Raw genomic sequence first — 25,654 nt, 5'->3', positions numbered from 1 at the left:
TTCGGACGTCAATTCGGACGGGAAAAATTCTGCGAAGTCAATCGGCAGCGAATTTGTGGCTGGTCCGTTTGCGTCATCATCCTGTCGATCCCGACTACAGCCCCGTGAGGCCCCCGATGTCAATAATGACTTGACCCAAGGTCAGGAATCCCACACCAAGAATTGCCTTGGATCGGGTGGTTTGCCCCTGCGGCGGCCCCACCGGACTCATCAGGGATGCATTTGAACGGGAGACTTTGCATGCGGCGCGGATTCTTGTTGGCAGCGGTATTGGCGGGGCTGGCCGGACCGGCCCCGGCGCAGGACGGCAAACTGACCGTCGAGATGAACAAGTTCGAAGAGAACGAGGGCGGCGGCTGCCGGGCGTTCTTCCTGTTCCGCAACCAGACCGGCAAGACCTTCGAGGGATTCGAGATGTCGCTGGCCATTCTGGACAAACAGGGCGTGATCGACCGATTGTTGTCGATCGACGCCGCACCGCTGCCGGCCGACCGGACCACGCTGAAGCTCTTCGAGGTGCCCGAGATCGCCTGCGCCGACATTTCGGAAGTGCTGCTGCACGAGATCTCTACCTGCAAGCCGCAGAACGAGGATCCGGTCGATTGCTTCCCCCTGGTGACCTTGCAATCCAAGACCACCGCGCAACTGGTGAAGTGACATGGCAAGTCTTCTGGGAATGATCCGGGACGGTGGCCCGATCATCCTGCTGTTGCTGGCGCTGTCGCTGCTGTCGCTGACCCTGATCGTCTGGAAGATCATCCACCTGGCCCCGGTGCTCGGCGGTCGCGACCGCCGGGCGCAGGCGCTGGAGGACTGGCGCGAGGGCCGGCGCGAGGCGGCGCTGGCCGAGCTGCGCTCGGGCCGCGCCCCGGCCGACCGGATCACCGCCTATGCCATGGAATCCCTGTCCGAGGGCATTTCGGGCCCTCTGCTCGATGCCGAACTGACCCGGCGCGGCAACGAGGAGATGGCGCAGATGTCCTCGTCGATCCGGCTGCTGGAGCTGATCGCGATGATCTCGCCGCTGCTCGGCCTGCTGGGCACCGTCACCGGGATGATCCAGTCGTTCCAGATGCTGGCGGCGGCGGAAGGCTCGGCCAATGCCTCGGTGCTGGCGGGCGGCATCTGGCAGGCGCTGCTGACCACCGCGGCGGGGCTCATCGTGGCGATTCCGGCGGCGGTCGGGGCCTCGCTGCTGGCCGGACGGGTCGAACGGGCCGGGCTGGCGATGGAAAGCGCCGTCGGCTCGCTGATGCTGATCGAGGGCGGTCCGGCGCGGGCCGCCTCGGACTAGGCCATGGGCCTGGCCCTGACCCCCAGGCGCAAGTCGCGCGGCCCGGCGATCACGCTGGTGCCGATGGTCGACGTGATGATGATCCTGCTGGTCTTCTTCATGGTGACCTCGACCTATCTCGATCTCGACATGGTGCCGGCGGTCGATCAGGCGCCCGAGACCGAAGCGCAGAGCCTGCCGCCGCCCGAGGGGGCCGGTGCCGGCGGGACGGTGCTGATGGTGCGGATCGCGGCCGGCGGCGCGGCGGTGGTCGGCGGCCGGAGCCTGACGCCCGAAAGCTTCGGCGCAATGGTGGCCGAACGGCTGGAGGCGGAACCGCTGACCCAGATCGTGCTGCTGCCCTTGGCCGAGGCCGAGATGCAGGCGCTGATCTCGGTGATGGATGCGGCCACCCGGGCCGGGGCGACGCGGCTCAAGGTGATCCGGCTGGAGGCAAGGCCGTGAGCGGGCCCGGGACCAGCGCCCCCGGGGCGGCGCGGCCGGGCCATGAACCGGAACGGCCCGCGCCATGAAGCTCCGCCGCGCCGAACCGAAGCCGCAGCCCGAAACCATCGTCGCCCTGATCGACGTGGTCTTCTTCCTGCTGGTCTTCTTCATCCTGGTCGGCCGAATGGACGCCACCGCCCCCTTCGACGTGATCCCGCCCACCGGGCTCACCGGCCAGGACCTGCCCGCCGGCGGCCTCACCGTGGCGGTGGACAGCGATGGCCGCTACGCGATCGACAACGTTCTGATGTCGCGCGACGAGGTGCTGACCCTCGCCGCCGGAAGGATCGCGGAAGACCCCGACCTGCTGTTCCGGATCAACGCCGACCGCGAGACCGCGCTGCGCTTCGTGCTGCCGCTGGTCTCGGAACTGGAGGCCGCGGGGGCCAGGGAGGTCGTCCTCGTCGTCACCCCGAACCCGCCGAAGACCGCGCGATGAGCCTGACCCCGCCCCCTTCCGGCCCCCGGGTCGCCGCCCTGCCGGTGGCGGTCAGCGCCTCGGCCCTGCTGCATGCGGGCGTCGCGGGGTTGCTGCTGCTCGTCTATGCCCCCAAGCTGGTCGAACCGCAGACGCCGCCCCAGTCCCGGATGACGGTCGAGGCCTATCAGGTGGACCGCTCCGAAGCCGCCGAGGCGCGGCCCGAGACCGAGGCTGCCGCCGAAGACCGGCCGCAGGGCGCCCTGGCCGAACAGGGGGCGGTGCCGCAGAGCCGCGCCGAGCCGGCGGCACTGAGCCCGGAGGCCGCCGCCGCCGAGACACCCGCGGCCGAAGCCGTCGCCGCCGCAGAGCCCGAGGCCGCCGCGCTGGCCCCGGCCGAGGCCGCCCCCGAAGCGGTCCGCCCGGCCCCGCCCGCCGCCGACCGGGCCGAAGCCGCCGCCCCCGAGGCCACACGGGCCGAGGCCGCCAGCCCGGCACCGGAACAGGCCGAAGCCGCCGCCCCCGAGGCTGCCGCCGCCCGGGTCGAGGCGCCAAGGGCCGAGGCCGCTGCCCCGGTGCCGGCCGCTGCCGCCCCCGCCGCCGTCGAAGCCCCCGAGGCCGAAGCCGTCGCTGCGGCCGCCCCGCCCGCCGAGGCCGCCGCCCCGGTCGCGGCCCGGACCGATCCCGTCGCCGCCTCGGCCACACCGGCGCCGGTCGTGGTGGCCGCGGTGGTCGCCAGCCCGGCCCCGGTCGCCGCGACCCCTGCCGTCCCGGCCCCTGCCCCGGCGGCCGAGATCGCCGCCCCGGTGCTGGCCGCCGCCGCGCCCGAAGCCCCGGCGCTCGCCCCCGCCGCCCCTGCCACCGAAGCCGCCCCGGCGGCACCGCCACCGGCCGATGCCGCCCCGGCCACGCCGCCGCAAGCGCAGGATGCCCCCGCCGCCGCGCCGCAGACCGACGCGGCGCCGGACCGCACCCAGGGCGCCTCGGAACCTCTGCCCGACACACCGCCCCCCGCCGAGAAGGGCAAGGCGACGCTGGCTCCGGTCGGCCCGGACGGCGAGCTGGACCCGAAATCGCTGGAAGCGATCCAGGCCTTCATGCAGCCCGGTGACGCCGCCGCGGCCGCCTCCGAGGTCCGCGACGGGATCGAGGGCCTGCTGGCCTCGGTTCCCTGCGCAAGGCTGCAGGTCGAGTTCGACCCCGACACCGGCACCCTCGCCCTGCGCGGCCACATCCCCGAGGAAGGCCTTCAGGCCCCGGTTCTGGCGGCGCTGCAGGCGCAGATCGGCGAGGGCATCCCGGTCGAGGCCGACCTCCGGATCCTGCCGCGGCCGCAATGCGGGGCGCTGTCGGGGATCGCCGATGTCGGGCTGCCGCAGAGCACCGACCAGACATCTAACCCGCGGATCGTCGGCGACGACAGCTATGCCCGCGAATTCTCCTACAAGGGCGGCGACCGGCTGACCTTCGACCTGAACGCGCCGGATTACGACGCCTATGTCTATGTCGATTACTTCGACGCCGGCGGCAACGTCATCCACCTGATCCCGAATGACCGGATCGCGCTGAGCCTGACCCCGGCCAAGACGCCGCTGGATGTCGGGCAGAAACGCGAGGGCCAGCCCTATCTCGACATCACCATCGGCCCGCCCTACGGCCAGGAGATCGCCGTCGCCTTCGCCGCCTCGGTGCCGCTCTATGACGGGCTGCGGCCCTTCGTCGAACCCGCCGACGCCTATCTGGCCGAGTTGAAGCAGCGCGTCGCCGAGGCCCGCGCCGCCGACCCCTCCTTCAAGGGCGAATGGGTCTATTTTTTCATCTCGACCAGCGAATAGCGGGGCGTCGGGCGGCGGCACGGTGCGTGATGTCACCCACCGCCAACGCCCGCCGCAGCGGTCATCTTCGGGTCGAAAATACTCCCGCCGGAGGCTCCGACGCCGCCGCCCGCGGCGCGGTCTCAACTGATGGGGAACCTGTCTTCACGCGCCCCCCGACCGGCCGGCCCGCAGAGGCGGCCCCGGATCGCTAGCGGCAGCCCTGCCCGGCCCAGGCCTTCAGCACCTGCCGGAACTGGCCACCCAGCGGATGGATCGGGCCGAAGGCGTCAGGCGTGTCCTTCGAGACATAGAAATTGCCCTGATCGCAGAGCGCCTCCTGTGTCCATTCATGGCAGTTCGCACATTGCTTGCCCTTCCAGACCTCGTCGGGGATGCCCTCGAAGGGCACGAACATGGGCGAGCCGAGGATGATCTCGTCGATCCTCTTGCCCAGCACATTGTCTCCGCCTTCGACCAGGGGCTGGTCGAAGAAGATCTCGGCGGTCAGCGGTGCGACCTCGCCGCCGGGCGGATTCACGTCCGGGTCATGCTGTTCCTTGGCCTGCGCCGCGGCGAGTTCGATTTCCGCCGCCTCGCGGAACAGGCTGTCGGGGAAATCGCGCAGGAAGGCCTCCCAGAGTTCCACCGTGCCCGCCGCCTGCGCCGCGTCGAAGGCGGCCTTCTCGGCGGCGCTCGGCCCGGCGGGCTTCGGCGCTTCCTCCGGCGGCTTGGTCACCGGGGTCTCGGCCCCGGTGCCGGTCTCGAATTCCATCACCGCCGCCAGCAGGGCGCGGGCCTCTTCGAAATGCTTGCCGTCAGGATAGGCGCGCATGAACAGCATGATCTGCACCGGATCGCGGCTTGCCTCGACCGAGGCCCAGAGCGCATCCTCGGGATCGCCCATCGGCTGGCCGGCGGCGAACTGGAAATCCGAGGTCAGCGAAGAGGTATCCCATGGCGTCTGCTGGCCGCCGGTGGCTTCCAGCACCGCCACCCGGACGCGCTTGAACATCTGCTCGATCGGCACCCCCGGTTCGGGCATGAACTGCGCCAGCGCCTTGGTGAAGGGGCTGTTGGCCTCGGTCCCGTCCAGCGCCACCGCGCCGGGGGCCGTGGCATAGGCCAGGAAGGTGCCGGTCGGCGCCTTCATCTCGGCCAGGCCGTTGTCGTCGATCGAGCGGATCGCCTCGAACGGGTTGTTCCGGCAGGCGTCGAGAATGACGATGTTGGTCCGGTTCCGGGCCGAGGACATCTGCCGCAGGATCGACTGCGCCTCGACCGCCACCAGGTCGAGATCGGCGGCATCCACCAGCGAGGCATCGACCGGCAGCAGGTAGTTGGTGCCGAAGCTCTGCACCCCGTGACCGGCATAGTAGAACAGGCCGGTCGCCTCGGGGCCCGCGGCGCGCAGCGCCTGGCCGAATTGCGAGACACCGCGCCGGAAGTCGGTCAGATTGGCATCGGTGAGCAGCGTCACCTCGAAGCCGAGACCGCCCAGAGCCTCGGCGATCAGCGCCGCGTCGTTCTTCGGGTTGTCCAGCGCCGAGACCGATTGATAGCCGCTGTTGCCGACCACCAGCGCGATCCGCGGCTCGGCCCGCGCCGCCTGCATCGGGCCAAGCCCGCACAGCAATGCCAGGGCAAGGCAAAAGCGCAGCGCAACCCTGGCCACAGCCGCCCGCAGGTCTGTCGATGAAAAGGTCAAAATGCGCGTCATCTTCTCTGGGAGTAGTAGGGATCGATTGATTTTTTGGCAACCAGTTGCAACAGTCGGTGCATGCGCATGCGAACGGCGCATGGGAATTCATTGAAGAATGCATGTTGAAAAGAGGCGGTAACATGACCGAAGCGACATTCCGGCGCGACCACGGCACAGTGCGACTTCTTTCCCACAGGGCAGGCTGGCCACGCCGTGCGCTTCGATGGATTTCCCGCCTCGCGGTCCCGGCGGCCTTCGGGCTCGGCCTGGTTGCCTCTCCCGCCGCCGCCCAGGACGACCCATTCGAGGACGGCTGGGTGCTTCGCGACGACAGTTCGACCCTGTCCTTCCAGTCGGTGAAGAACCAGACCAAGGTCGAGACCTCGGGCTTTGCCACCTTTTCCGGCGGGATCGACGAGAACGGGCTGGCGACGATCAAGATCCTGATGGATTCGGTCGATACCAAGGTCGATCTGCGCAACGTGCGGATGCGCTTCCTGTTCTTCGAGACCTTTCAGTATCCCGAGGCCACGGTGCAGGTGCAGTTGAACGAGGCCGATCTTCTGGACCTGCCCGACACCCGGCGCAAGACCATGACCCTGCCCTTCACCCTGACGCTGCACGGTGTCACCAAGGAGCTGAGTGCCGATGTCGCCGTGGTCCTGATCTCGTCCGATCTTGTGGCCGTCTCGACCGTCTCGCCGATCTCGATTTCGGTCGATGACTTCAACCTGTCCGAGGGGCTGGAGAAGCTGAAGGACGCCGCCAAGGTCGAGATCGTGCCCTCGGGCGCGGTGACCTTCGATTTCCTCTTTGCGCGCAACAAGGAGGACGGCGACATCGTGACCGCCGGAATTGCCGAGGACGACGATGACGACGACGAGATCGAGGATACGTCTGACGACATCGGCTCGGTGGCGCTGGAGACCAAGGGCGATTTCGGGGTCGAGGAATGCGTCGGCCGGTTCGAGATCCTGTCGCGGACCCGTTCGATCAACTTCGCCGTCGCCTCGGCCCGGCTGAGCGCTGATTCCAACGCCTTCCTGGATGCACTCTACGACATCGTGCGGCGCTGCCCCGGCATGGTGATCGAGATCGGCGGCCATACCGACAGCGACGGTTCGGACGCAACCAACCAGGCGCTGAGCGAAAGGCGCGCCGCCGCGGTCGCCGCCTATCTGGAGGCCAAGGGCATTTCCGGCGGGCGCCTTGTCACCAAGGGCTATGGCGAAAGCCAGCCGCTGGTCGCGAACAACAGCTCGCGCAACAAGGCCAAGAACCGCCGGATCGAGTTCAAGGTGCTGTCGAACGGCTGACCGATGGCCGGGGCGGCCCCGAACCGGGCGGCCCCGCCGGACCGATCAGCGCCGGCACAGGTCAGGCCCGGCGGGCCGGCAGGTCAGGATTCCCGCCTTCATATCGAACCTGTCCTCGGGTAAGGTTCGACAGCTACCCGAATTTTCAGAGTCTTAGGCATATTGACCATGTTCCATGCCCGCCGTTTCTCCGCCCGTGTCCTGGCCGTCGCCCTGGCCCTGGCCGCGCCGGGTCTTGCCCGCGCCGCCGACCGGATCGCCCTGGTGATCGGGATGGCCAACTACGCCCATATCGAACCGCTCTCCAACACGCTGAACGATGCCCGCGGCATCGCCCAGACGCTGAAGGGCATCGGCTTCGACGTGACGCTGACGCTCGACACCAAGGGCGACGACCTGCGGCAGATCGTCGATGATTTCGCCTTCCGCTCGGAAACCGCCGACCTGGCGCTGATCTATTACGCCGGTCACGGGGTCGAGGTGCAGGGCGAGAATTTCCTGATCCCGGTCGATGCCGAGATCAGGTCCAACGTCGACGTGCAGCGCCAGTCGGTCTCGCTCAAGCAATTGCTGGTGGCGGTGGACCATGCCCGCAAGATGCGGGTCATCATCCTGGATTCCTGCCGCAACAACCCGCTCGGCGACGCGCTGGATCTGACCCAGCTGCAGCAGCCGGGCCAGCCGGCGGGCGATGGCACGACCCGCGGCGCCGGCGGGCTTGCCGTGCCCTCGCCCGACCGTGGCACGCTGGTCGCCTTTGCGGCCCGTGACGGCCAGGTGGCGCTGGACGGTCTGGGCGCCAACAGCCCCTATGCCACCGCGCTGATGGAGAAACTGCCGCAGCCGGGGCTGGAGATCTCGCTGATGTTCCGGCAGGTCCGCGACCAGGTGCTGAAGGCCACCGGCAACCTGCAGGAACCGCATACCTACGGCTCGCTCTCGGGCGAACCCTTCTATGTCGCGGGCAGCGGCACCGGGAATGTCGCCGATGTCTCGGTGCTCGACCCGACGCTGGCCTGGGCGGCGATCGCGCCCGAGCAGGAGCCGCAGTTCCTGGCCCTGGCCGATGCCGGCGACACCCGCTCGATGCTGGGGCTGGCCTACATGCGGTTGAACCCCGACAGCGACCGTTACGATCCGGTCGAGGCAGCCGGTTTTCTGGAACGCGCCGCCGAGGCCGGGGCGCCGGACGCCCAGTGGGAACTGGCCCGGCTTTACGAAAAGGGCATCATCGGCACCGCGCCGGACCCGGTGAAGGCGCTGGAACTGTTCCGGAAATCGGCCGATCAGGAATACGCCAAGGCGCTGAACGACATGGGCTTCTTCTACTACCAGGGCAGCCTCGGCCTGACCCAGGACAAGGCCAAGGCGCTGGACTATTTCCGCCGCGCCGCCGACCAGCGCCACCCCGAGGCACAGTTCAACTATGCCGCGCTGATCGACGACGGGCTGGTCGAGGGCAAGGGCCCGGAAGATGCCGCGCGCTATCTCTACGAGGCGCTGCGCTCGGGCAACGAGGACGTTCTGAACCTGCTGAGCGAGCGGCCGACGATGTTTTCCGCCGAGACCCGCCGCGACCTGCAGGCGATCCTGAAGAAGTTCTCGTTCTACAAGGGCCCGCTGGACGGCGATTTCGGCCCCGGCACGCAGAAGTCGATCCGCGAGGCCTTCGGCATCGAAAGCTGAATTGTCGCAGGGACGCCGGGCCCCTGCATCCATGTCACATGGGCGCCGCGCCGAGCCGGGGCCCGGGTGTTGTCGGTTGACTGATGCAGGCCCATCGCTCACCTTGGCCGCGCCTTGTTTCCGAATTTGCAGACTGAGAGTTTCATGCCGATAATCAACGACTTTCCCGGCCCCGGCCGACAAGGGTTCCGCCCGATCGCGCTGGCCCTGGCGGCGGGAATTGCCTGCACCTCGCCAGTCGCCGCACAGGATTCGGGCAAGCATCTCACCCTGAACGGCATCATGTCCGGAACCGTCGCGCCGAATGGTCTCGGCTTCGTTTCGCTCTCGGCAACCGACAACGGCTGGGCCAGCGGCGACACCGAAGGGGCGATGGCCCTGGGCTTCGGCCTGGGCGATGCCGACGAAGGCATCGGGATGCAGTTCACCGTCAATCTCGTCTCGCTGGGCGCGCCGGGCAACGGCGTCGGGGACTCGGGCTATCTGTCGCTGAAGTTCTCGAAACGGCTCGGTGAGCGGCCCGTCTATCTCGGCCTGCAGATCGACCATCTGGCACCCTGGGGCGATGCCTCGATGCGGGTGGTGGACGTGCTGATCCCGCCGGGCCCGAATGATCCCGGCCTCTATCTTGTCGAGAATGTCGATCCTTCGGTGAAACTGGCCGCAACCTGGTTCACGCAGATGGACATCCGGGGCGACAGCTATCCGCTGATGTTCACCCTGGGCGCCGGCAACCGGGTCCGCAATTTCGAACGCGACCCGGGAATGTTTGCCGGCGTCGGCATGGGGCTGAGCCAGAACCTGGCCGCCTCGATCGCCTGGAACGGCGACTATGCCGATCTGGGTCTCGGCTACCGGATCGGTGGCAACCTGTTCCTGAACGCGACGCTGAACGATGCGTTCGACATGGAAGACCAGCAACGCGTGACCCTGACGGTCTCGCATACATTCAACGCATTCGGGGGATAACGTGATGCGCAGACCATTCCGCTCGCTTGCCGCCGGCGCCCTGCTGCTGGCCGCGCCGGTGCTGCTCGGCACGTCGCCCGCCCAGGCGCAGAACTACAGCGACCACGACTACCCCGGCCCCTCCTTCGTGCCGAGCGTGACCTTCGTTCCGACGCTCGGGCTGACGCAGTACAAGCAGAACGACCAGGACACGGCCGCCATCGGCAACGCGGTCTACAAGGCGGTCACCGAGGCGGCGGCCTTCTGCGCCGCGCTGCCGGACGAGACCTATCAGATCGACTGCCTGTCCGAGCGGCTGAACACGATCTACCGGTCGATGCCCAGCAACACCCCCTATGACGAGACCAAGGCGGCGCTGAAATCGGCGGCCGCGCAGCTCAAGGCGGTGGTGGACGCGAACCGCGACGGCGACAAGAGCGGCAAGACCTTCGCCACCGCCAGCGGCGACCAGAAGACCACCCGCCGGATCCGCCCCGTTGCGCCGGCCAGGAAGGCCGCCGCGGTGGCCCAGGCGGTGGCGATCATCGAAGAGACCCAGACCGTGCTGCTGCGTTCGAGCGCGACCTCGCCCGAAGCCAAGCCGCAGATCGAGCGGATCGCGGCGGCGGTCGGATCGAACAAGGTGCTGCTGCGCTCGGCCTGATCCCTATCCGGAAAAACGACCAAGGTCCGGTGGTTTGCCGGGCCTTTTTCATGTGCGCCCGGACCTGCTCCTACCGGCGGGCAGCGGCAAAAAAAGTCTTTCACTCAGGAATTGACTTCACCAAGTCTTTTTGTCAACTTCTCCCTGTCCAGCCAGCCGCGCAGCATGTTCCTGCGGTCCGCCCGACCGGATTCGGGAGCGATCCCGAAGCCCGAACCGAAACCTTGCCCGGCCCGGCATGAAACGGTCCGGCCATTGGATTGAAAGGCGCGCGATGACCCTGCTCTCTCCGATTCCCGAACCCGCCAGCCCGGCACCGCAGAGGCTGGAAACCTATGACGTCCGACGCCTCACCGGCCCCTCCGGCCTGGCCCATCTGGTCCTCGACGGCCAGACCTACACGCTGCGCATCACCCGCGCAGGCAAACTGATCCTGACAAAATGAAAGTGCATATGCGCCCTACATATTTCGCCCTCGCCGCCCTTGCCGCCCCGATGACGAGCCTTGCGCAGGCATCGGACGCCGTCACCCCGGCCGCGGTGGTCAAGACCTATGCCGATATCGGTGAAGCGGTCTTCACCGATGCGCTGGCCGGCTCCCGCGACCTGCAGGACGCCGTCGATGCGCTGCTGGCCACGCCGTCACCGGAGACTCTGGAAGCTGCCCGCGCGGCCTGGATCAAGGCGCGCGAAAGCTACATGCAGTCCGAAGCCTTCCGCTTCGGCAACCCCTCGGTGGACGATCTCGAACCGATGGTGAACTCCTGGCCCCTGGACGAAGGGCTGATCGACTATGTCGATCCCAGCTATGGCGGCGCGACCGACGAGAACGAGTTCGCGGCGCTGAACGTGGTCGCCACGCCGAGCTTCAGCCTCGGCCCGGTCCAGGTCGATGCCTCCAAGATCACGCCGGAGCTGATCGCCGACACCCTGCAAGAGGCCGACGGGATCGAGACCAATGTCGCTTCGGGCTGGCACGCGGTGGAATTCCTGCTCTGGGGGCAGGACCTGCACGGCACCGGGCCCGGCGCCGGCGAGCGGCCCTGGACCGACTATGCCCAGGGCGCCGATTGCACCAACGGCAATTGCGACCGCCGCGCCGCCTATCTGTCGGCGGCGACCGAGCTTCTGGTGAAGGACATGCAAAGCATGGCCGATCTCTGGTCCGACGACGGCACCGCCCGCGTCGCGCTGGAGGCCGATCCCGAGGCCGCCCTGGGCGCGATGCTGACCGGGCTTGGCAGCCTCAGCTTCGGGGAACTGGCAGGCGAACGGATGAAGCTGGGCCTGCTGCTGCACGACCCCGAGGAGGAACAGGACTGCTTCTCGGACAACACCCACAACGCGCATTACTACGATGTGGTGGGAATCCAGAACGTCTGGCTGGGCCGCTACACGCGCGCCGATGGCTCGGTGCTGGAAGGTCCGTCGCTGGCCGCCCTGGTGGCCGAGACCGATGCGGGGCTGGCCGAGGAGCTGACCGCGGACATCGCCGCAACCCTGAAGGCCATGATGGCGATCAAGACCGCCGCCGAGGGTGGCGAGGCCTATGACCAGCAGATCGGCGCCGGCAACGAGGCCGGAAACGCCCGGGTGCAGGCCGGGGTCGACGGGCTGGTCACGCAGACCAAGACCATCGAGCGGGTGATTGCCGCCCTGGGCGCCGAAAGCACGATCGAAGGCTCGGACAGCCTGCAATAGGGCGGACAGAGGCCGGATCACGAGGGGCGCCGGGTGGCGCCCCTTTTTCATGGGTGCCCGGCATTGCCGGGAACCGGCCCGCACCCGACGGGTATCGACCCCGCGCCCCCTACCCCAGCAGTTCGGCCGCCCGCTCTCCGACCATCATCGAAGGCGCGTTGATGTTGCCGCAGGTGATCCGGGGAAAGATCGAGGCGTCGGCGACGAACAGCCCCTCGGCGCCATGCAGCTTCAGGTCCGGGCCGACCACCGAGGTCAAAGGATCAGGGCCCATCCGGCAGGTGCCGCAGGGGTGGAACACCGAATAGGCCCGCGCCCGCGCATCCGCCTCGAGCGCCGCGTCGCTGCTCACCTCGGGCCCGGGCCGTCGCTCCTGTTCGATCAATGCCGACAGCGCCGGGGTCCGGGCCAGCCGCCGCAGGAATTTCATCCCCTCGACCAGATCGGCCACGTCGCGCGGATCGTCGAGATAGTTCGGATGGATCGCCGGCGGCGCCCGCCAGTCCGGCGCCGAAAGCTCGATCCAGCCACGGCTGTGCGGCTTGCAGGGCGACACCGATGTGCAGAAGCCCGGAAACGGGTCGGGCCGGGTCATCTTGCGGGTGCCGGGCCTGGCATGCTCGTAGGTCAGCGGCGAGAAATAGAGCTGCATGTCCACCAGCGCCCGGTCCGGCGTGGTGCGATAGTAGCCGCCGCCCTGGTTGACGCTGGCCGCCAGCGGCCCGTCGCGCCGTATCGCCCAGCGAAGGCCGGCCCGCGCCTGCCCGAAGGGAGAGCCCAGAACCTGGTTCATCGTCGGCTGCCGGGCCCGGTAGTAGATGTCGTGGCAGAGGTGGTCCTGCAGATTGCGGCCGACCGCCGGGCTGTCGATGACCACCGGCACCCCCTTGTCGGCCAGCAGCGCCCCCGGCCCGACGCCGGACAGCTGCAACAGGATCGGCGTGCCCACCGCCCCCGCCGAGAGCACCACGCGCGGCGCCCGATAGGTAACCGGCCCGCCCGGCGCCATGGCCTCGACCCCGACCGCGCGGCGACCCTCGAAGAGAAGCCGCGTCACCTGGCAATCGGTGACGATCCGCAGCGTCGGCCGCTTGCGCAGATAGGCGGTGGCGCTGCTTTCGCGGCGCCCGGCCCGGGTGGTGATCTGGTAATAGCCCGCCCCCTCGATGCTGGCGCCGTTGAGGTCCGGGGAGAAGGGTAGCCCGGCCTCGGCCGCCGCCGCGACAAAGGCCCGGGTGGCCGGATGGGCGCAGCGGCTGGTGTCGGTGACATGCACCGGCCCGCCCGCCCCGTGCGCCTCGCTGGCGCCCAGATCGTGGTCCTCCATCCTGAGGTAGCAGGCCAGCACCTCGTCCCAGCCCCAGCCCGGATTGCCCGCCGCCTTCCACTCTTCGAAATCGGACGGCTGGCCGCGGCTGTAGACCATGGCGTTGATCGCCGAAGAGCCGCCCAGAACCTTGCCGCGGGGGAAATAGTTGTCGCGCCCGCCCATGCCGGGGATCGGCTGGCTGCGGAACATCCAGTTGACACGCGGGTGGTTGAAGGTCTTGCCGTAACCGATCGGGATCGTCGTCCAGGGAAACGCCCCCCTGGGCCCGGCCTCGATCAGCAGCACGCGGGTGCCGCCCGCGCTCAGCCGGCCGGCCAGCGCCGCGCCGGCCGAACCGGCCCCGACCACGATCACCTCGGCTTCGTTCAATTCCCGCCCCTGTCGCGCTGCACCAGCACGCCGATCAGGCCAAGCAGCCCCGAGCCCAGCATCAGCGCCAGGGAGACCGCGTTCAGCACCGGGGTCGAGCCTTCCTTCATCCGGTCGAACATGGTGATGACCAGCGGCGCATCGGACCCGTTCAGCATCAGGGTGGTGTTGAAATTCTCGAAGGAAATCAGAAAGCTGACGATCCCCGAACCGATCAGCGCCGGGCGCAGCCAGGGCAGCGAGATGGTCCGGAACACGGTCAGCGGCGAGGCGCCGAGGTTCAGCGCCGCCTCTTCCAGCGCCGGATCGAATTTCCGCAGCCGCGCCGCCAGCACCAGGGTGACGATGGTGGTGATGAAGGAGAACTGGCCGAGCACCACCAGGAACATCCCCGGCCGCAGCGCCGAGATCTCGATCCCGAGCGTATCGGAGGCGAAATTGGCGATGGTCGAGGAAAAGACCAGGATCGAGATGCCGAGGATCACGCCCGGGATCACCAGCGGCGCCAGCATCAGCATATAGGCCAGCTCCTTGAAGCGGAACGAATGGCGCTCGAAGAGATAGGCGGTGGTGGTGGCGACGCTCAGCGACAGGGCGGTGACGCAGCTGGCGATGATCAGCGAGTTGAAGAAGCCCGCGACGATCCGGCGGTCATGGATCAGCCCGATCTTCGGCCGCTCGGTGCCGAAGAACCAGTCCAGCGTGAAGCCCTTCCAGGGCAGGCCCGGGAACTGCGCGTCGTTGAACGCGAAGGTGGCGACGACGGCCAGCGGTGCCGCCATGTAGAGGAAGAACAGCGCCACATAGGCGCCATAGGCGAAGCGGATGCCGCGCGGTTGCGGGATCGACGGGATCATCGCCGCCCCCCGCGTCGAGGGGGCTCTGCCCCCGCCTGCGGCTCCCCCGGAGTATTTCCGACCCAAAGATGCATGTCAGCGGCCCAGTGTATTGGAAAGCGACTGGCCCGACAGCCGCAGAAGCAGCCAGACGACCAGCGTCGAGGTGATCAGGAGAATGAAGCCGAAGGCGCTGCCCAGCTCCCAGTTGAAGCGGGTGATGAACTGGTTGTAGATCTGCGCGGTGAACCACTGGCCGTTCTTGCCGCCGAGCAGCGTCGGGGTCAGGTAGTTGCCGAGGCTCAGCATGAAGACCACGATCGAGCCGGCCATGATCCCCGGCATCGCATAGGGAATGACGATCCGGGTCATCACCGTGACGCCGTTGCCGCCCAGGTCATAGCCCGCCTCGATCAGCGCGTCGTCGAGCCCGTCGATGGTCGAGATCAGCGGCACGATCATGAACAGCATCGAGGTATAGACGAGGCCGATCATGATCGCGGCGTCATTGTAGAGGAACTCGACCGGGCCGGACGTGACATGCGCCCATTGCAGGAAGCCCGACAGCAGCCCGGTTTCGCGCAGGATCATCATCCAGCCGAAGACCCGGACGATCTCGGAGACCCAGAAGGGCAGCAGGCAGAGCAGGAACAGCGCCGCCCGGCGGCGGCCGCGCGCCACCTTGGCGATGTAGAAGGCGACCGGGAAGCCGATCACGAAGGTGACGGCGGTGGTGACCAGCGAAAAGGCGACGGTGCGGAACAGCGTCCAGGGATAGACCGAGGAGGTGATGAAATCGGCATAGTTGCGAAAGCCGGTCTCATAGACCCGGGGCGCCACCTTTTCGCGCAGCGACAGGATGAGCAGGTCGATATGCGGGATCACCACCAGCAGCAGCACCCAGGCCAGGAAGGGCGCGAAGAGAAGCCAGAGGGTGAGTCGCGAGGCGGTCATTTTGGGAACAGGACCAGAGCCTCGGGCGCGACGCCGAGGGTGACGGGCGCGCCGCGTTTCAGGCTGGCGGCGGCGCCGGTCTGGGGCAGCAGCGCCTCGATGCTGTCGCCCGAGGGGAGCCGGGCCAGGATCCGGCTCTGGGCGCCGTTGAACAGCACGTCCTCGACCCTTGCCTTCAGCCGGTTGCCGGCCCCGTCCGGGGCGCCGCCACAGGCGATCGCCTCGGGGCGCAGGAAGAGCTCGACCGCAGTTCCCGTCCGGACAGGACCGCTGGGCGGACCGGCGATCAGCTCCAGCCCCGACTCGGTGGTGACGGCGGTGCGGCCGTCGCCCACGGCCTTGACCCTGCCCTGCAGGCGATTGGCATCGCCGACGAATCCGGCGACGAAGGCGGTTGCGGGCCGGTAGTAGAGTTCTTCCGGCGTGCCGACCTGCTCGAACCGGCCGGCATTCATGACGGCGACGGTGTCCGACATCACCAGCGCCTCGGACTGATCATGGGTGATATAGACGAAGGTGGTGCCGAATTCGGCCTGCAGCTGCTTCAGCTCGATCTTCATATGCTCGCGCAGCTTCAGGTCCAGCGCGCCGAGCGGTTCGTCCAGCAGCAGCACCGCCGGGTCGAGCACCATGGCGCGGGCGATGGCGATCCGCTGTTTCTGGCCGCCGGACAGCTGGTCGATCCGCTTCGGACCGGCATCCGGCAGGCCGACCCGCTCCAGCACCTCGCCCACCGCGCGGGTGATCTCGGCCCGGCGCTGGCCGCGACGTTTCAGGCCGTAGGCGATGTTCTCGGTCACGCTCATCATCGGGAACAGCGCCAGATGCTGAAACACCAGGTTGACCGGGCGCTTGTTCGGCGGCACCCGCAGGACCGAAGCCCCCTTGATCAGGATGTCGCCCTGATCCGGCGCGGCGAAACCCGCCAGCATCCGCAGCAGCGTGGTCTTGCCGCAGCCCGAGGGCCCGAGGATCGAGAAGAAGGCGCCCCGGGGGATCGAGAAGGACACGTCATCCACGGCGGTAAAGGTGCCGAAGCGCTTTACCAGATTGCGGCAGTCGAGATCGAAGTCAGGCACGGGGTCAGGTCCGGGATCAGGGGGGCGCGGGGAAACCCCGCGCCCGCCGATCAGATCACTTCGCCGCCACTTCGTCCAGCAGCCGGCCCTCGATATCTTCCAGACCGGCGGGCACCGGCGGGAACCATTTGATGTTGGCGATCACGTCCGGGGTGAAGGCTTCCTGATAGGCGGCCTTCATCACCGGGCTGACCAGTTCGTCGCTGCCTTTCGAGGCCGAGAACGCCCCCGAGGCCTCGATGATCTGGGCCGCGATCTCGGGCCGCATCACGAAGTTGATCCAGGCATAGGCGGCATCGTCGGCCTCGCCCTTGGCGGGCAGCGCGAACGTGTCGATCCAGCCGAGCGCGCCGGTCTCGGGGGCGACGAAGTTGAACTTGGTGTCCTCGCCATAGAGCTTGAAGCCGGTCGCGTCCCAGGCCTCGGCGGCGATCACCTCGCCCGAGCGCATCATCGCCAGCAGATCGTCCGACCCGGACCAATAGGCCTTCACGTTCGGCTTGCATTCGGCCAGCTTGGCGGCGGCCTTCTTCATCAGCTCTTCATATTTGACGGGATCGTCATAGGCGGCAAAGGGATCGTCGCCGAGACCGAAGGACATGCCCAGAAGCGCCGTCCGCTTGAGCCGCATCGAGATCCTGCCGGCATATTCCGGCTTGCAGAGATCGACCCAGGTCTTGATCCCCTCGCCCCGGCTGCGGTCCATCGCAAAGCCCGACGAGCCCCAGATATGCGCCACGCCATAGGCCTGGCCATCCACCGTGGTGCTCTTGATCGAGGCGTCATAGAGATCGCCGACCCAGAGAGCCTTGTCCAGTTTCGACTGGTCCAGCGGCTTGTAGATGCCGAATTCCATCTGCGGGCCGAGAATCCGGTCCTGCGACGGCTGGGCCAGGTCAAAGCCGGCACCACCGGTGGCGCGCAGCTTCGAGATCATGTCCTCGTTGTTCGACAGGGTGACTTCCACCTCGATGCCGGTCTCGGCCTCGAAAGCGTCGATCACCGCGTCGGGGGCGTAGCCGCCCCAGGTCAGCAGGCGCAGGGTCTCGGCCTGGGCCGCGCCGGCGATCAGCGCCAGCGCCGAGGCGGCGGCGGTCAGTTTCAGCGTCAGTTTCATAGTCCACTCCCTGGGTCATGCGCCCGGCGGCCGGGCGGTCGGTAAATCCCGCGGCCGTGCCGGGGTTCGACCCAGTCTAGCGCGGCAATTGTAACGGAGTCTCCGGGAATCTCGCCGCGCCTATGCCCTTGCACTGCCGCGGGTTCTGTCCGAGCACTGTGGCACGGGGCCGGACAGGAGCAGGTATGAAGATCGTCAAGCTGGAAAGTTTCAGCACCGAATACGTGGGGTTCACCCGGGTAACCGATTCCGCCGGGCGGCAGGGCTGGGGCCAGGTCTCGACCTACAACGCCGATATCACCTGCGAGATCTTCCACCGCCAGGTGGCGCCGCATGCTCTGGGCACCCCGTCCGGGGACTGGTCCGAGACGCTGCTGCGGATCAACGAGGCCGAGCACAAGTATCCCGGCTCCTACCTGCGCCGCGCCACCGCTGGGCTGGACACCGCGCTCTGGGACCTGAAGGGAAAGGTCGCCGGGCAACCTGTGGTGGCGCTTCTGGGCGGCCGGCCGGGCAGGTTGCGGGCCTATGCCTCGTCGATGAAGCGCGACATCACCCCGCAGGCCGAGGCCGACCGGCTTTGCGCCCTGCGCGATGCACATGGGTTCACCGCCTTCAAATGGCGGATCGGCGCCGAATGCGGCCGCGACCGCGACGAATGGCCGGGCCGGACAGAAGAGATCATTCCATTGGTTTCCAAAGCTTTGGGAGACGATGTTGAGAAACTGGTCGATGCCAATTCGGGTTTCTCGGTCGCCCGCGCGATCGAGGTCGGGCGGATGCTGGAAGCCAACGGGATCGGCCATTACGAGGAACCCTGCCCCTATTGGGAATTCGAGATGACCAGGGCGGTCGCCGATGCGCTCGACATCGACGTGACCGGCGGCGAGCAGGATTGCGAGCTCTCCGCCTGGAAGACGATGATCGGCATGCGCGCGGTGGATATCGTGCAGCCGGACGTGATGTATCTGGGCGGGATATCGCGGACGCTCGAGGTCTGCCGGATGGCGGCGGCGGCCGGCCTGCCGGTGACGCCGCACAGCGCCAACCTGTCGCTGGTCACGATCTGCACCATGCATCTGCTGCCCAGCCTGCCGAATGCCGGGAAATATCTGGAACTGTCGATCGAAGGGCCGGATTACTACCCCTGGCAGGAGGGCCTGTTCCTGGGCAATCCGTTCCGGGTCGAGGACGGCCATGTGACGGTGCCGGACAGCCCCGGATGGGGGGTCGAAATCAACCCGGACTGGCTGGACAAGGCACGCTACAAATGCAGCGAAATCAGTTCATAAGGGGACAAAGTTGAAGTTCCCTAGCGGATCTGCCCGGCCTCGGCCGATGCCGTCCCGCCTTCCACCAGCCCGCGCAGGTCGCCCAGCCCCTCGGCGCCGCCGATCCGCGCCACCGCCAGCGCGCCGCAGGCATTGCCCAGTTCCAGACAGGCCAGCGGATCACGGCCGCCCAGCCAGCCCGCCAGGAAACCGGCATTGAACGCATCGCCGGCGCCGGTGGTGTCCAGCACCGTCGTCTCGCGGGCCGGGGCCGACAGCTCCTCCCCCGAGGCAGTAAGGATCGCCCGCGCGCCCCCGGCGCCCCGCTTGATCACCAGGGCCTGCCTCGGCCGCAGGGCGACCCCGGCCCCATGCAGCGCCGCGATTTCCTCGTCATTGGGCAGGAAGAGATCAACCGAGGCCACGGTCTCGGCCAGGCGCGGATCGGCAAACATCGCCGCGTCCCAGCCGCAGTCGAGCGAGACGGTCATCCCCCGCTGCCGCGCCGTGGCGATCAGGCCCGGGGCCTCCAGCGCCGAGGTCATCTCGCCGATATGCAGATGCCGCGCCTCGGGCAAAGCGCCCTGCGGCAGCAAGGGTCCGGTGCGGCGGGTGACGAAGGCCCTGTCGCCGCCCTGGACCAGCGCCGCGGTGATCTGCGGTTCGGTACCGGGCGGCGGCGATTCCAGCAGCCCGATGATCCGGTTGCGCGACACCCCGGCCATGACGCAGGCCTCGAAGGGCGCCGCCGGAGCAACGCCCCAGAGCGCGGCGCGCAGGCCCAGTGCCGCGGCATAGCTGGCGGTGATGAAGGGACCGCCGCCGGGCACGATGTCGAGCCGCCGGGCAAAGACCTCGTGGCCCGGCTGCGGCGTCCCGTCCAGTCCGGTGAACACCAGATCGGCATAGACGCGACCGATTGCGACCAGATCGAGACTCACCGGATCGCCGTGCCGGTCTCGGCGTCGAAGATATGCAGCGTCACCGGCGACAGGCCGATCACGTCGCCCGGGCCCGGCGCCCCCTGACCCGGGCCCGAGGCGATCACCTCGGCCCCCGCCACATCGACATAGAGCAGCGTCTCGGCGCCCAGCGGCTCGGCCAGGATCACCTTGCCCTGCATCGGCGCGCTGGCGGGATCGCCGGGATGCAGGTCTTCCGGCCGGATGCCGACCAGGACATCGCCCCGGGCGCTGCCGGGAATCGCGGCGCCCGAGGCCAGCCGCAGGTTGCTGCCGTCGCCGCTGGCCGGCAGCAGGTTCATCGACGGCGCGCCGATGAAACGCGCGACGAAGGTGTTGGCCGGAGAATGGTAGACCTCGGACGGGGTGCCGATCTGCATGATCGCGCCGTCCTTCATGATCACGATCCGATCCGCCAGCGTCATCGCCTCGACCTGATCATGAGTCACGAAAATCACCGTTGTTCCAAGACGTTGGTGAAGTTTCTTGATCTCGATCCGGGTCTGGGTGCGCAGCTGCGCGTCCAGGTTCGACAGCGGTTCGTCGAACAGGAACACCGAGGGCTGGCGGACCATGGCCCGGCCGATCGCCACCCGCTGCCGCTGACCGCCGGACAGGGCCGAGGGCTTGCGGTCGAGATACTGGGTCATGCCCAGCGTCTCGGCGGTTGCCTCGATCCGCTTCGCCTTCTCTTCCTTGGATATCTTCGCGGTCTTCAGCCCGAAGCCGATGTTCCGCCGCACCGACATATGCGGGTAGATCGCATAGTTCTGGAACACCATGGCGATGTCGCGGTCCTTCGGCTCGACCCGGTTGACCACCCTGCCACCGATTTCCACGGTGCCGTCAGAGACATCCTCGAGCCCGGCGATCATCCGCAGCGTGGTGGATTTGCCGCAGCCCGAAGGCCCGACCAGAACCACGAATTCCCCATCGGCAATGTCGAGATCGATGCCATGCAGCACCTCGGTCTTGCCGTAGCGCTTGGTGAGCTTGTTGAGCGAGACGGTGGCCATCAGACCTCCTGCAGTTTGGTAAAGGCGGCCAGGCGGGCCCGGGTCGCGGTGTCGATGCGGCCTCTGCCCTCGGCCAGGGTCGCGGCAAGGGCGTCGATCTGGCCGCCATAGGCGGCGAAACCGGCGTCGAGCGCCTTGGGGGCCGGACCGCCGAAGCGGTCGCGGCGGGCGATGAAGACCTCTGGCGAGACGGCCTGACGGAAACCCGCCTCATCCAGAGAGCTGGGCCGGCCGCATTCCTCTTCGAAGGCTGAAGAAAAGGCCGCAAAGCCTTGGTCCAGATTGGTTTTCTCGGCAATGACAGCCCGGGCGGTCGCGGCGGCGACGTGATGCGCCTGGCGGAAGGACAGCCCGTCCTGGCGCACCAGCGTGTCGGCCAGTTCGGTGATCGTGATGCAGGCGGCGTCCGAGGTGGCGCGGACCCGTTCGGCATTGATGCTGACCGCGCCGACCAGCGCCGTCAGCAGCCGCGCCGCGCGAGAGCCGCTGGCAAAGGCGGCATGGCCGGCCTGCTGCACCTCGCCCTCGCTGTCGTTCATGTCGGTGAAGGGCGTGTTGTGCATGGTGCCGACGATGGTGTCGGCATGGCCGCAGGTGACGCTCATCAGGTGACGCAGATGTTCGATCGGCACCGGGTTGCGCTTTTGCGGCATGATCGAGCTGATCTGCACGAGGCTGCCCGGCACATGCAGCTGGCCGACCTCGAAGGCGGTCCAGAACTGGAAGTCCTGGACCAGCCGACCGAGATGCAGGAACGGAAGCTTCAGCGCCGAATAGAGCCCGGTAACGTAGTCAATGCTGGCGATGCAGCCGTAGGAATTGCGCTTCGGCCCGGTGAAGCCCAGCAGCTGCGCCACCCGGTCGCGGTCGATGGGAAAGCCGGTGGTGGTGATGGCCGCCGCCCCCATCGGACAGAGATCCAGCGCCTTGCGGGCATCGAGCAGCCGGGCGATGTCCGAGATCAGCACTTCGAGCGCCGCCGCGAGGTAATGCCCGAAGGTCGAGGGCTGTGCCGGCTGGCCGTGGGTATAGGCGACGATCAGCGTATCACGCTCGGCCCTTGCCTTGGCCAGCATCGCCTGCGCCAGCGCGATCAGCTCGGCCGTCATGGCGTCGGCGCGTTCCCGCAGGTCCATCTTGAACAGGGTATGGTCCATGTCGTTGCGTGACCGCGCGGTGTGCAACATGCCGCCCAGATCGGCACCAAGGCGCTGTTTCAGCTCGGCTTCCACCAGGAAGAAATAGTCCTCGTGCTCGCCGGTGTAGGCCAGCGATTCCACATCAACTTCCGCCTCTATCGCCTTGAGAGCACGGGCAATATCGGCTCCCTGGCCGGGCGTGAGGATACCGGTCTCGACCAGCATCACCAGATGCGCCTGATGCAGCGCCATCATGTGGCGGGCATAATGCGCCTTCACCCCGTCGAACAGCGGCGCCAGAACCGTGTCGCGATAGACCGGATGCGGGAAGCTTTCGATGTCGATCATCCCTTCAGCCCCGCCATGACCACGCCGCGGATGATGAAACGCTGGAAGATCAGGAACACGATCAGCGTCGGCAGGGTCGCCACGGCGGCGCCGGTCATGACCATTTCCCAGTCCACCGACTGCTCGACCGCGAAGGACTTCAGCCCGACCGGCAGCGTGTACATATCGACCGAATTGGTGACGATCAGCGGCCAGATGAAGGCGGTCCAGTTGCCGAGGAAGACGAAGATCGCCAGCGCCGCCAGCGCCGGGCGGACCAGCGGCAGCGCGACCTGCCAGAATATCTGGAACTCGTTCAGCCCGTCGATCCGCGCCGCTTCCAGGAAGTCGTCCGGCACCGTCTCGAAGAATTGCTTCATCAGGAAGGTGCCGAAGGCCGTCATCATGCCGGGGAACATGATGCCCCAGTAGCTGTCGATCCAGCCGAATTTCGACGACATCACATACCAGGGAATCACCAGCATCTCGGTCGGGATCATCAGGGTCGAGAGAATGGCGATGAAGACGATGTAGCGGCCCGGAAAGCGGAACTTGCACAGCGTGTAGCCGACCAGGCTGTCGAAGAAGAGGTTCGATATCGTCACCAAGGTGGCGATCAGGATCGAGTTGCCAAACCAGCGGGCAAAGCGGCTGTCGCCCAGAACCTCGCGGTAGTTGTCGAAGGTCGGTTCCTTCGGGATCAGGTTCAGGTCGAACAGCTCGTAGGGATACTTGATCGAGGCCGAAAGCATGTAGGCCAACGGCGCGACCATGACGATGCCGCCGGCGAACAGCAGCAGCCAGCGGATCATCTGGCCCCAGTTGGCCCGGCGCGGCGGCGGGGCGGCAACGACCCGGTCGGCGATCGGAGTTTCGATGACGGCCATCTAGCGGTCCCTCAGAATGCGGAGTTGGATCAGCGAGACGATCAGCAGGATCAGGAACAGCACCACGGTCTGCGCCGCGGCATATCCCATCTCGAACGAGCCCCCGAAGGCGGTCTGATAGATCAGCAGCACCAGCGGCTTGGTCGCGTTCAGCGGCCCGCCGGGGTCGTTGGTGGTCATGTTGAAGACCTGGTCGAAGATCCGCAGGAAGCCGATCGAGGAGAACACCACCAGAAAGACCATGGTGGGTTTCAGAAGCGGCAGGGTGATCTCCCACAGGACGGTCAGGCCCGAGACGCCGTCGATCTTGGCGGCTTCATAATAGCTGACCGGGATCGCCCGCAGGCCGGCCATGAAGATGATGATCTGGAAGCCGAGCCCGGCCCAGATCGCCGGGGCCAGCACCGCCGGCAGCGCGTTGGAGGTCGAGTTGAGAAAGGCGACCTGCGAAAAGCCGAGGCTGGCCAGCATGTTGTTGAACAGGCCGATCGGCACCGGCTGATAGAACCATCGCCAGACCCAGGCCATGGCAACGGCCGAGGTCATGAAGGGCAGGAAATAAAGTGCCCGGATCGTGCCGTGCAGGAAGCGGACCTTGTCCAGGTGCCAGGCGACGATGAAGGCGATGACCAGGCTGACCGGGGTGCCGATGATCAGATAGACGAAGGTGTTGCGGAACACCTTCCAGAACACCGGGTCGTTCCAGAGCGTCACATAGTTGTCGAAACCGACCCATTCACGCGGCTTCAGCAGATTCCATTTCTGGAACGACAGCACGAAGGCATCGGCGGTCGGCCAGAAGCGGATGGTGACGTAGAAGACGATCGGCAGGGCCAGGAAGGTCCAGGCCCAGCGGATGCGCCGCTGTTCGATTGTGGGATCGCGGAAGACGCTCATGCGGGGCGGAACCAATCGGGTGGGCGTAGGGTGCGTGCCGGCACGCACCGACGGCGGGAACGGTGCGTGCAAGCACACACCCTGCGAGGGCCGCGCCGGATCGCGCCGGCGCGGCCGGGGCGCCCCTACTTGGCGTTGTACTTGTCGAGGATCGCCTGCTCTTCCATCGCCGCCTGATGCAGCGCATCCGCCGCCGACTGGCCTTCCAGCAACATCCGGTTCACCGCGTCAACCAGCACGTTCCGCTGACCGCTTTCATCGGCGAAGATCGTCGCATGGGCATAGGACAGCCCCCTGACGAAGGGACCATAGACCGGGTCGGCCTCGTTCTCGGGGGTCAGCGCCGCGGTCGGCTTGGCCGGCAGTTCGCCGACCGTTTCCAGCCAGATCTGCATCGCTTCGTCCGAGGTGATATAGGCCATGAACTTCTCGGCCGCTTCCAGCTTTTCGCCTTCCGCCTTGGACGAGATCGCGTTCACCCAGTAGCTGGCGTAGTTCGACTGGACGCCCATGCCCGAAGGCAGTTCGGCAACGCCCCAGTCAAGCCCCCGGGTCGATTTCAGCGCCCCGATCCGGAACGAGCCGTCGATATGCATCCCGGCACGGCCGGCCTTGAACGCGGCCTGGGCCTCGTCCATGAAGGTGTTCTGGGTCACCTTCTCCTTGGCCTGCAGATCGACATACCATTGCAGCGCCGCGGCGCCGGCCTCGTTGTCATAGGCGACCGAGCCGTCCTCGTTGTACGGCGGGGTGCCGAACTGGCGGAACAGCACTTCGCGCAGCCAGTGGTGGTCCTGCCCGGTCATGCCCGAGGTCAGTCCTTCCTGGGTGATGTTTCCGGCACCGTCGGTCTTGGTCATCAGCTTGGCATCGGCGACCAGCTCTTCCAGCGTCGCCGGCGGGGTGGTGATCCCGGCCTCCTCGAACAGACGCTTGTTGTAGAACAGCGCCAGCGCCCGCACCGCGGTCGGCAGCGCCATGTACTGGCCGTCGCGCTTCATTGCCTGGACCATCGGGAAGAATTCTGCGTCGATCTTCTCGGGCGGGAACATGTCGGTCGGCAGCGGCTGGATCAGACCCGCATCGACGTAGTCGTTCAGCCAGCCGTAGAACAGCTGCACCACATCCGGCCCCTCGCCGGCCGGGATCGCGGCAGCGACCTTGGTGCGGTAGTCATCATAGGGGAAGTGGGTCATCTTGACGGTGATGCCGGGGTTCGCCGCTTCGAAATTCTCGATCAGCTTGTCCATCGCATCGACACGGGCCTCGAAGAAATACTGCCAGTATTCGATCTCGACATCGGCGCGCGCCGCGCTGGCGCCCAGGCCCAGGGCCATCGCCGCCGCCATCACGCCTGTCTTCAGATGCAGTTTCATGTCCATCTCCCCATTTCCTTGTTCTGGTTGCTCGCCGGGCTCCCGGGTCGTGAGAATCGATTCGG

24 protein-coding genes are annotated in these 25,654 nt (G+C 67.3%); 12 read left to right on the top strand and 12 right to left on the bottom strand.

The features are described 5' to 3' along the window. Positions 1 to 240: 240 nt before the first annotated feature. The 5 genes from NUW50_RS03320 to NUW50_RS03300 all read left to right on the top strand — a co-directional run bounded on the left by NUW50_RS03320 (position 241) and on the right by NUW50_RS03300 (position 4,033). Positions 241 to 657 carry a hypothetical protein gene (locus tag NUW50_RS03320; protein WP_258287641.1) on the top strand — a complete coding sequence of 139 codons (417 nt, stop codon included), beginning with the start codon at positions 241 to 243 and terminating at the stop codon, positions 655 to 657. Position 658: 1 nt separating this feature from the next. Then, entirely contained in the window at positions 659 to 1,294 is a 636-nt protein-coding gene (locus tag NUW50_RS03315; protein WP_258287640.1) for a MotA/TolQ/ExbB proton channel family protein, read from the top strand. Positions 1,295 to 1,297: 3 nt separating this feature from the next. Beyond that, positions 1,298 to 1,738, top strand: coding sequence for an ExbD/TolR family protein (locus NUW50_RS03310; RefSeq protein ID WP_258287639.1), 441 nt, complete (start codon positions 1,298 to 1,300; stop codon positions 1,736 to 1,738). Between the two features lie 64 nt (positions 1,739 to 1,802). Further along, positions 1,803 to 2,219, top strand: a complete 417-nt coding sequence (locus NUW50_RS03305; RefSeq protein ID WP_258287638.1) for an ExbD/TolR family protein — start codon at positions 1,803 to 1,805, stop codon at positions 2,217 to 2,219. Beyond that, the gene (locus NUW50_RS03300) at positions 2,216 to 4,033 is read left to right on the top strand and encodes a DUF4384 domain-containing protein (RefSeq protein WP_258287637.1); all 1,818 of its coding nucleotides are present in this window, start codon (positions 2,216 to 2,218) and stop codon (positions 4,031 to 4,033) included. Before NUW50_RS03305 ends, NUW50_RS03300 begins: the two co-directional genes overlap by 4 nt. A 190-nt stretch (positions 4,034 to 4,223) precedes the next feature. On the opposite strand, the gene NUW50_RS03295 is transcribed toward NUW50_RS03300, so the two are convergent. Next, positions 4,224 to 5,732: a caspase family protein gene (locus NUW50_RS03295; protein WP_258287636.1), complete on the bottom strand. Its 1,509-nt coding sequence runs from the start codon at positions 5,730 to 5,732 to the stop codon at positions 4,224 to 4,226. 122 nt (positions 5,733 to 5,854) lie between these two features. On the opposite strand from NUW50_RS03295, the gene NUW50_RS03290 reads away from it, so the two are divergent. The 6 genes from NUW50_RS03290 (at position 5,855) to NUW50_RS03265 (ending at position 12,029) form a co-directional block, all read left to right on the top strand. After that, entirely contained in the window at positions 5,855 to 7,030 is a 1,176-nt protein-coding gene (locus NUW50_RS03290; RefSeq protein WP_258287635.1) for an OmpA family protein, read from the top strand. 168 nt (positions 7,031 to 7,198) lie between these two features. Next, on the top strand, positions 7,199 to 8,716 hold the full coding sequence (locus NUW50_RS03285) for a caspase family protein (RefSeq protein WP_258287634.1): 1,518 nt from the start codon (positions 7,199 to 7,201) through the stop codon (positions 8,714 to 8,716). Positions 8,717 to 8,860: 144 nt separating this feature from the next. Then, the gene (locus NUW50_RS03280) at positions 8,861 to 9,685 is read left to right on the top strand and encodes a hypothetical protein (RefSeq protein ID WP_258287632.1); all 825 of its coding nucleotides are present in this window, start codon (positions 8,861 to 8,863) and stop codon (positions 9,683 to 9,685) included. Positions 9,686 to 9,689: 4 nt separating this feature from the next. After that, on the top strand, positions 9,690 to 10,328 hold the full coding sequence (locus NUW50_RS03275; protein ID WP_258287631.1) for a hypothetical protein: 639 nt from the start codon (positions 9,690 to 9,692) through the stop codon (positions 10,326 to 10,328). Positions 10,329 to 10,602: 274 nt separating this feature from the next. Continuing rightward, the gene (gene hemP, locus NUW50_RS03270; protein ID WP_258287630.1) at positions 10,603 to 10,773 is read left to right on the top strand and encodes a hemin uptake protein HemP; all 171 of its coding nucleotides are present in this window, start codon (positions 10,603 to 10,605) and stop codon (positions 10,771 to 10,773) included. 8 nt (positions 10,774 to 10,781) lie between these two features. Beyond that, entirely contained in the window at positions 10,782 to 12,029 is a 1,248-nt protein-coding gene (locus NUW50_RS03265; RefSeq protein WP_258287629.1) for an imelysin family protein, read from the top strand. 109 nt (positions 12,030 to 12,138) lie between these two features. Here NUW50_RS03265 and NUW50_RS03260 read toward each other — a convergent pair whose 3' ends face one another. The 5 genes from NUW50_RS03260 to NUW50_RS03240 all read right to left on the bottom strand — a co-directional run bounded on the left by NUW50_RS03260 (position 12,139) and on the right by NUW50_RS03240 (position 17,714). Then, on the bottom strand, positions 12,139 to 13,728 hold the full coding sequence (locus tag NUW50_RS03260) for a GMC family oxidoreductase (protein ID WP_258287628.1): 1,590 nt from the start codon (positions 13,726 to 13,728) through the stop codon (positions 12,139 to 12,141). Beyond that, the gene (locus NUW50_RS03255) at positions 13,725 to 14,585 is read right to left on the bottom strand and encodes an ABC transporter permease (RefSeq protein WP_258287627.1); all 861 of its coding nucleotides are present in this window, start codon (positions 14,583 to 14,585) and stop codon (positions 13,725 to 13,727) included. The genes NUW50_RS03260 and NUW50_RS03255 overlap by 4 nt, the downstream gene beginning before the upstream one ends. A 75-nt stretch (positions 14,586 to 14,660) precedes the next feature. Further along, positions 14,661 to 15,518: an ABC transporter permease gene (locus tag NUW50_RS03250; protein ID WP_258287626.1), complete on the bottom strand. Its 858-nt coding sequence runs from the start codon at positions 15,516 to 15,518 to the stop codon at positions 14,661 to 14,663. Then, on the bottom strand, positions 15,515 to 16,597 hold the full coding sequence (locus tag NUW50_RS03245) for an ABC transporter ATP-binding protein (RefSeq protein ID WP_258287625.1): 1,083 nt from the start codon (positions 16,595 to 16,597) through the stop codon (positions 15,515 to 15,517). The genes NUW50_RS03250 and NUW50_RS03245 overlap by 4 nt, the downstream gene beginning before the upstream one ends. Before the next feature lie 55 nt (positions 16,598 to 16,652). Continuing rightward, complete coding sequence (locus tag NUW50_RS03240; RefSeq protein WP_258287624.1) at positions 16,653 to 17,714, bottom strand: extracellular solute-binding protein; 1,062 nt, start codon at positions 17,712 to 17,714, stop codon at positions 16,653 to 16,655. A gap of 185 nt (positions 17,715 to 17,899) precedes the next feature. Between NUW50_RS03240 and NUW50_RS03235 the strand changes: the two genes are divergently transcribed. Beyond that, on the top strand, positions 17,900 to 19,006 hold the full coding sequence (locus NUW50_RS03235) for a mandelate racemase/muconate lactonizing enzyme family protein (protein WP_258287623.1): 1,107 nt from the start codon (positions 17,900 to 17,902) through the stop codon (positions 19,004 to 19,006). Positions 19,007 to 19,026: 20 nt separating this feature from the next. Here the strand turns inward: NUW50_RS03235 and NUW50_RS03230 are convergent, their stop codons facing one another. The 6 genes from NUW50_RS03230 to NUW50_RS03205 all read right to left on the bottom strand — a co-directional run bounded on the left by NUW50_RS03230 (position 19,027) and on the right by NUW50_RS03205 (position 25,595). Then, a complete protein-coding gene (locus tag NUW50_RS03230) occupies positions 19,027 to 19,926 on the bottom strand; it encodes a carbohydrate kinase family protein (RefSeq protein ID WP_258287622.1) in 900 nt (299 codons plus the stop codon). Then, entirely contained in the window at positions 19,923 to 20,963 is a 1,041-nt protein-coding gene (locus tag NUW50_RS03225) for an ABC transporter ATP-binding protein (RefSeq protein ID WP_258287621.1), read from the bottom strand. Before NUW50_RS03225 ends, NUW50_RS03230 begins: the two co-directional genes overlap by 4 nt. After that, positions 20,963 to 22,450: an argininosuccinate lyase gene (gene argH, locus NUW50_RS03220; RefSeq protein WP_258287620.1), complete on the bottom strand. Its 1,488-nt coding sequence runs from the start codon at positions 22,448 to 22,450 to the stop codon at positions 20,963 to 20,965. Before argH ends, NUW50_RS03225 begins: the two co-directional genes overlap by 1 nt. Further along, positions 22,447 to 23,316: a carbohydrate ABC transporter permease gene (locus NUW50_RS03215; RefSeq protein WP_443135071.1), complete on the bottom strand. Its 870-nt coding sequence runs from the start codon at positions 23,314 to 23,316 to the stop codon at positions 22,447 to 22,449. Before NUW50_RS03215 ends, argH begins: the two co-directional genes overlap by 4 nt. Further along, positions 23,317 to 24,213 carry a carbohydrate ABC transporter permease gene (locus NUW50_RS03210; protein WP_258287619.1) on the bottom strand — a complete coding sequence of 299 codons (897 nt, stop codon included), beginning with the start codon at positions 24,211 to 24,213 and terminating at the stop codon, positions 23,317 to 23,319. It lies immediately after the preceding gene. A gap of 125 nt (positions 24,214 to 24,338) precedes the next feature. Continuing rightward, a complete protein-coding gene (locus tag NUW50_RS03205; RefSeq protein ID WP_338001341.1) occupies positions 24,339 to 25,595 on the bottom strand; it encodes an extracellular solute-binding protein in 1,257 nt (418 codons plus the stop codon). Positions 25,596 to 25,654 lie beyond the last annotated feature (59 nt).

Source organism: Frigidibacter sp. ROC022, from assembly GCF_024723735.1.
Lineage (GTDB): Bacteria > Pseudomonadota > Alphaproteobacteria > Rhodobacterales > Rhodobacteraceae > SLM-1.
Note: the sequence above shows the minus strand (reverse complement) of the source record. Positions and strands in the feature narration are given on the sequence as shown.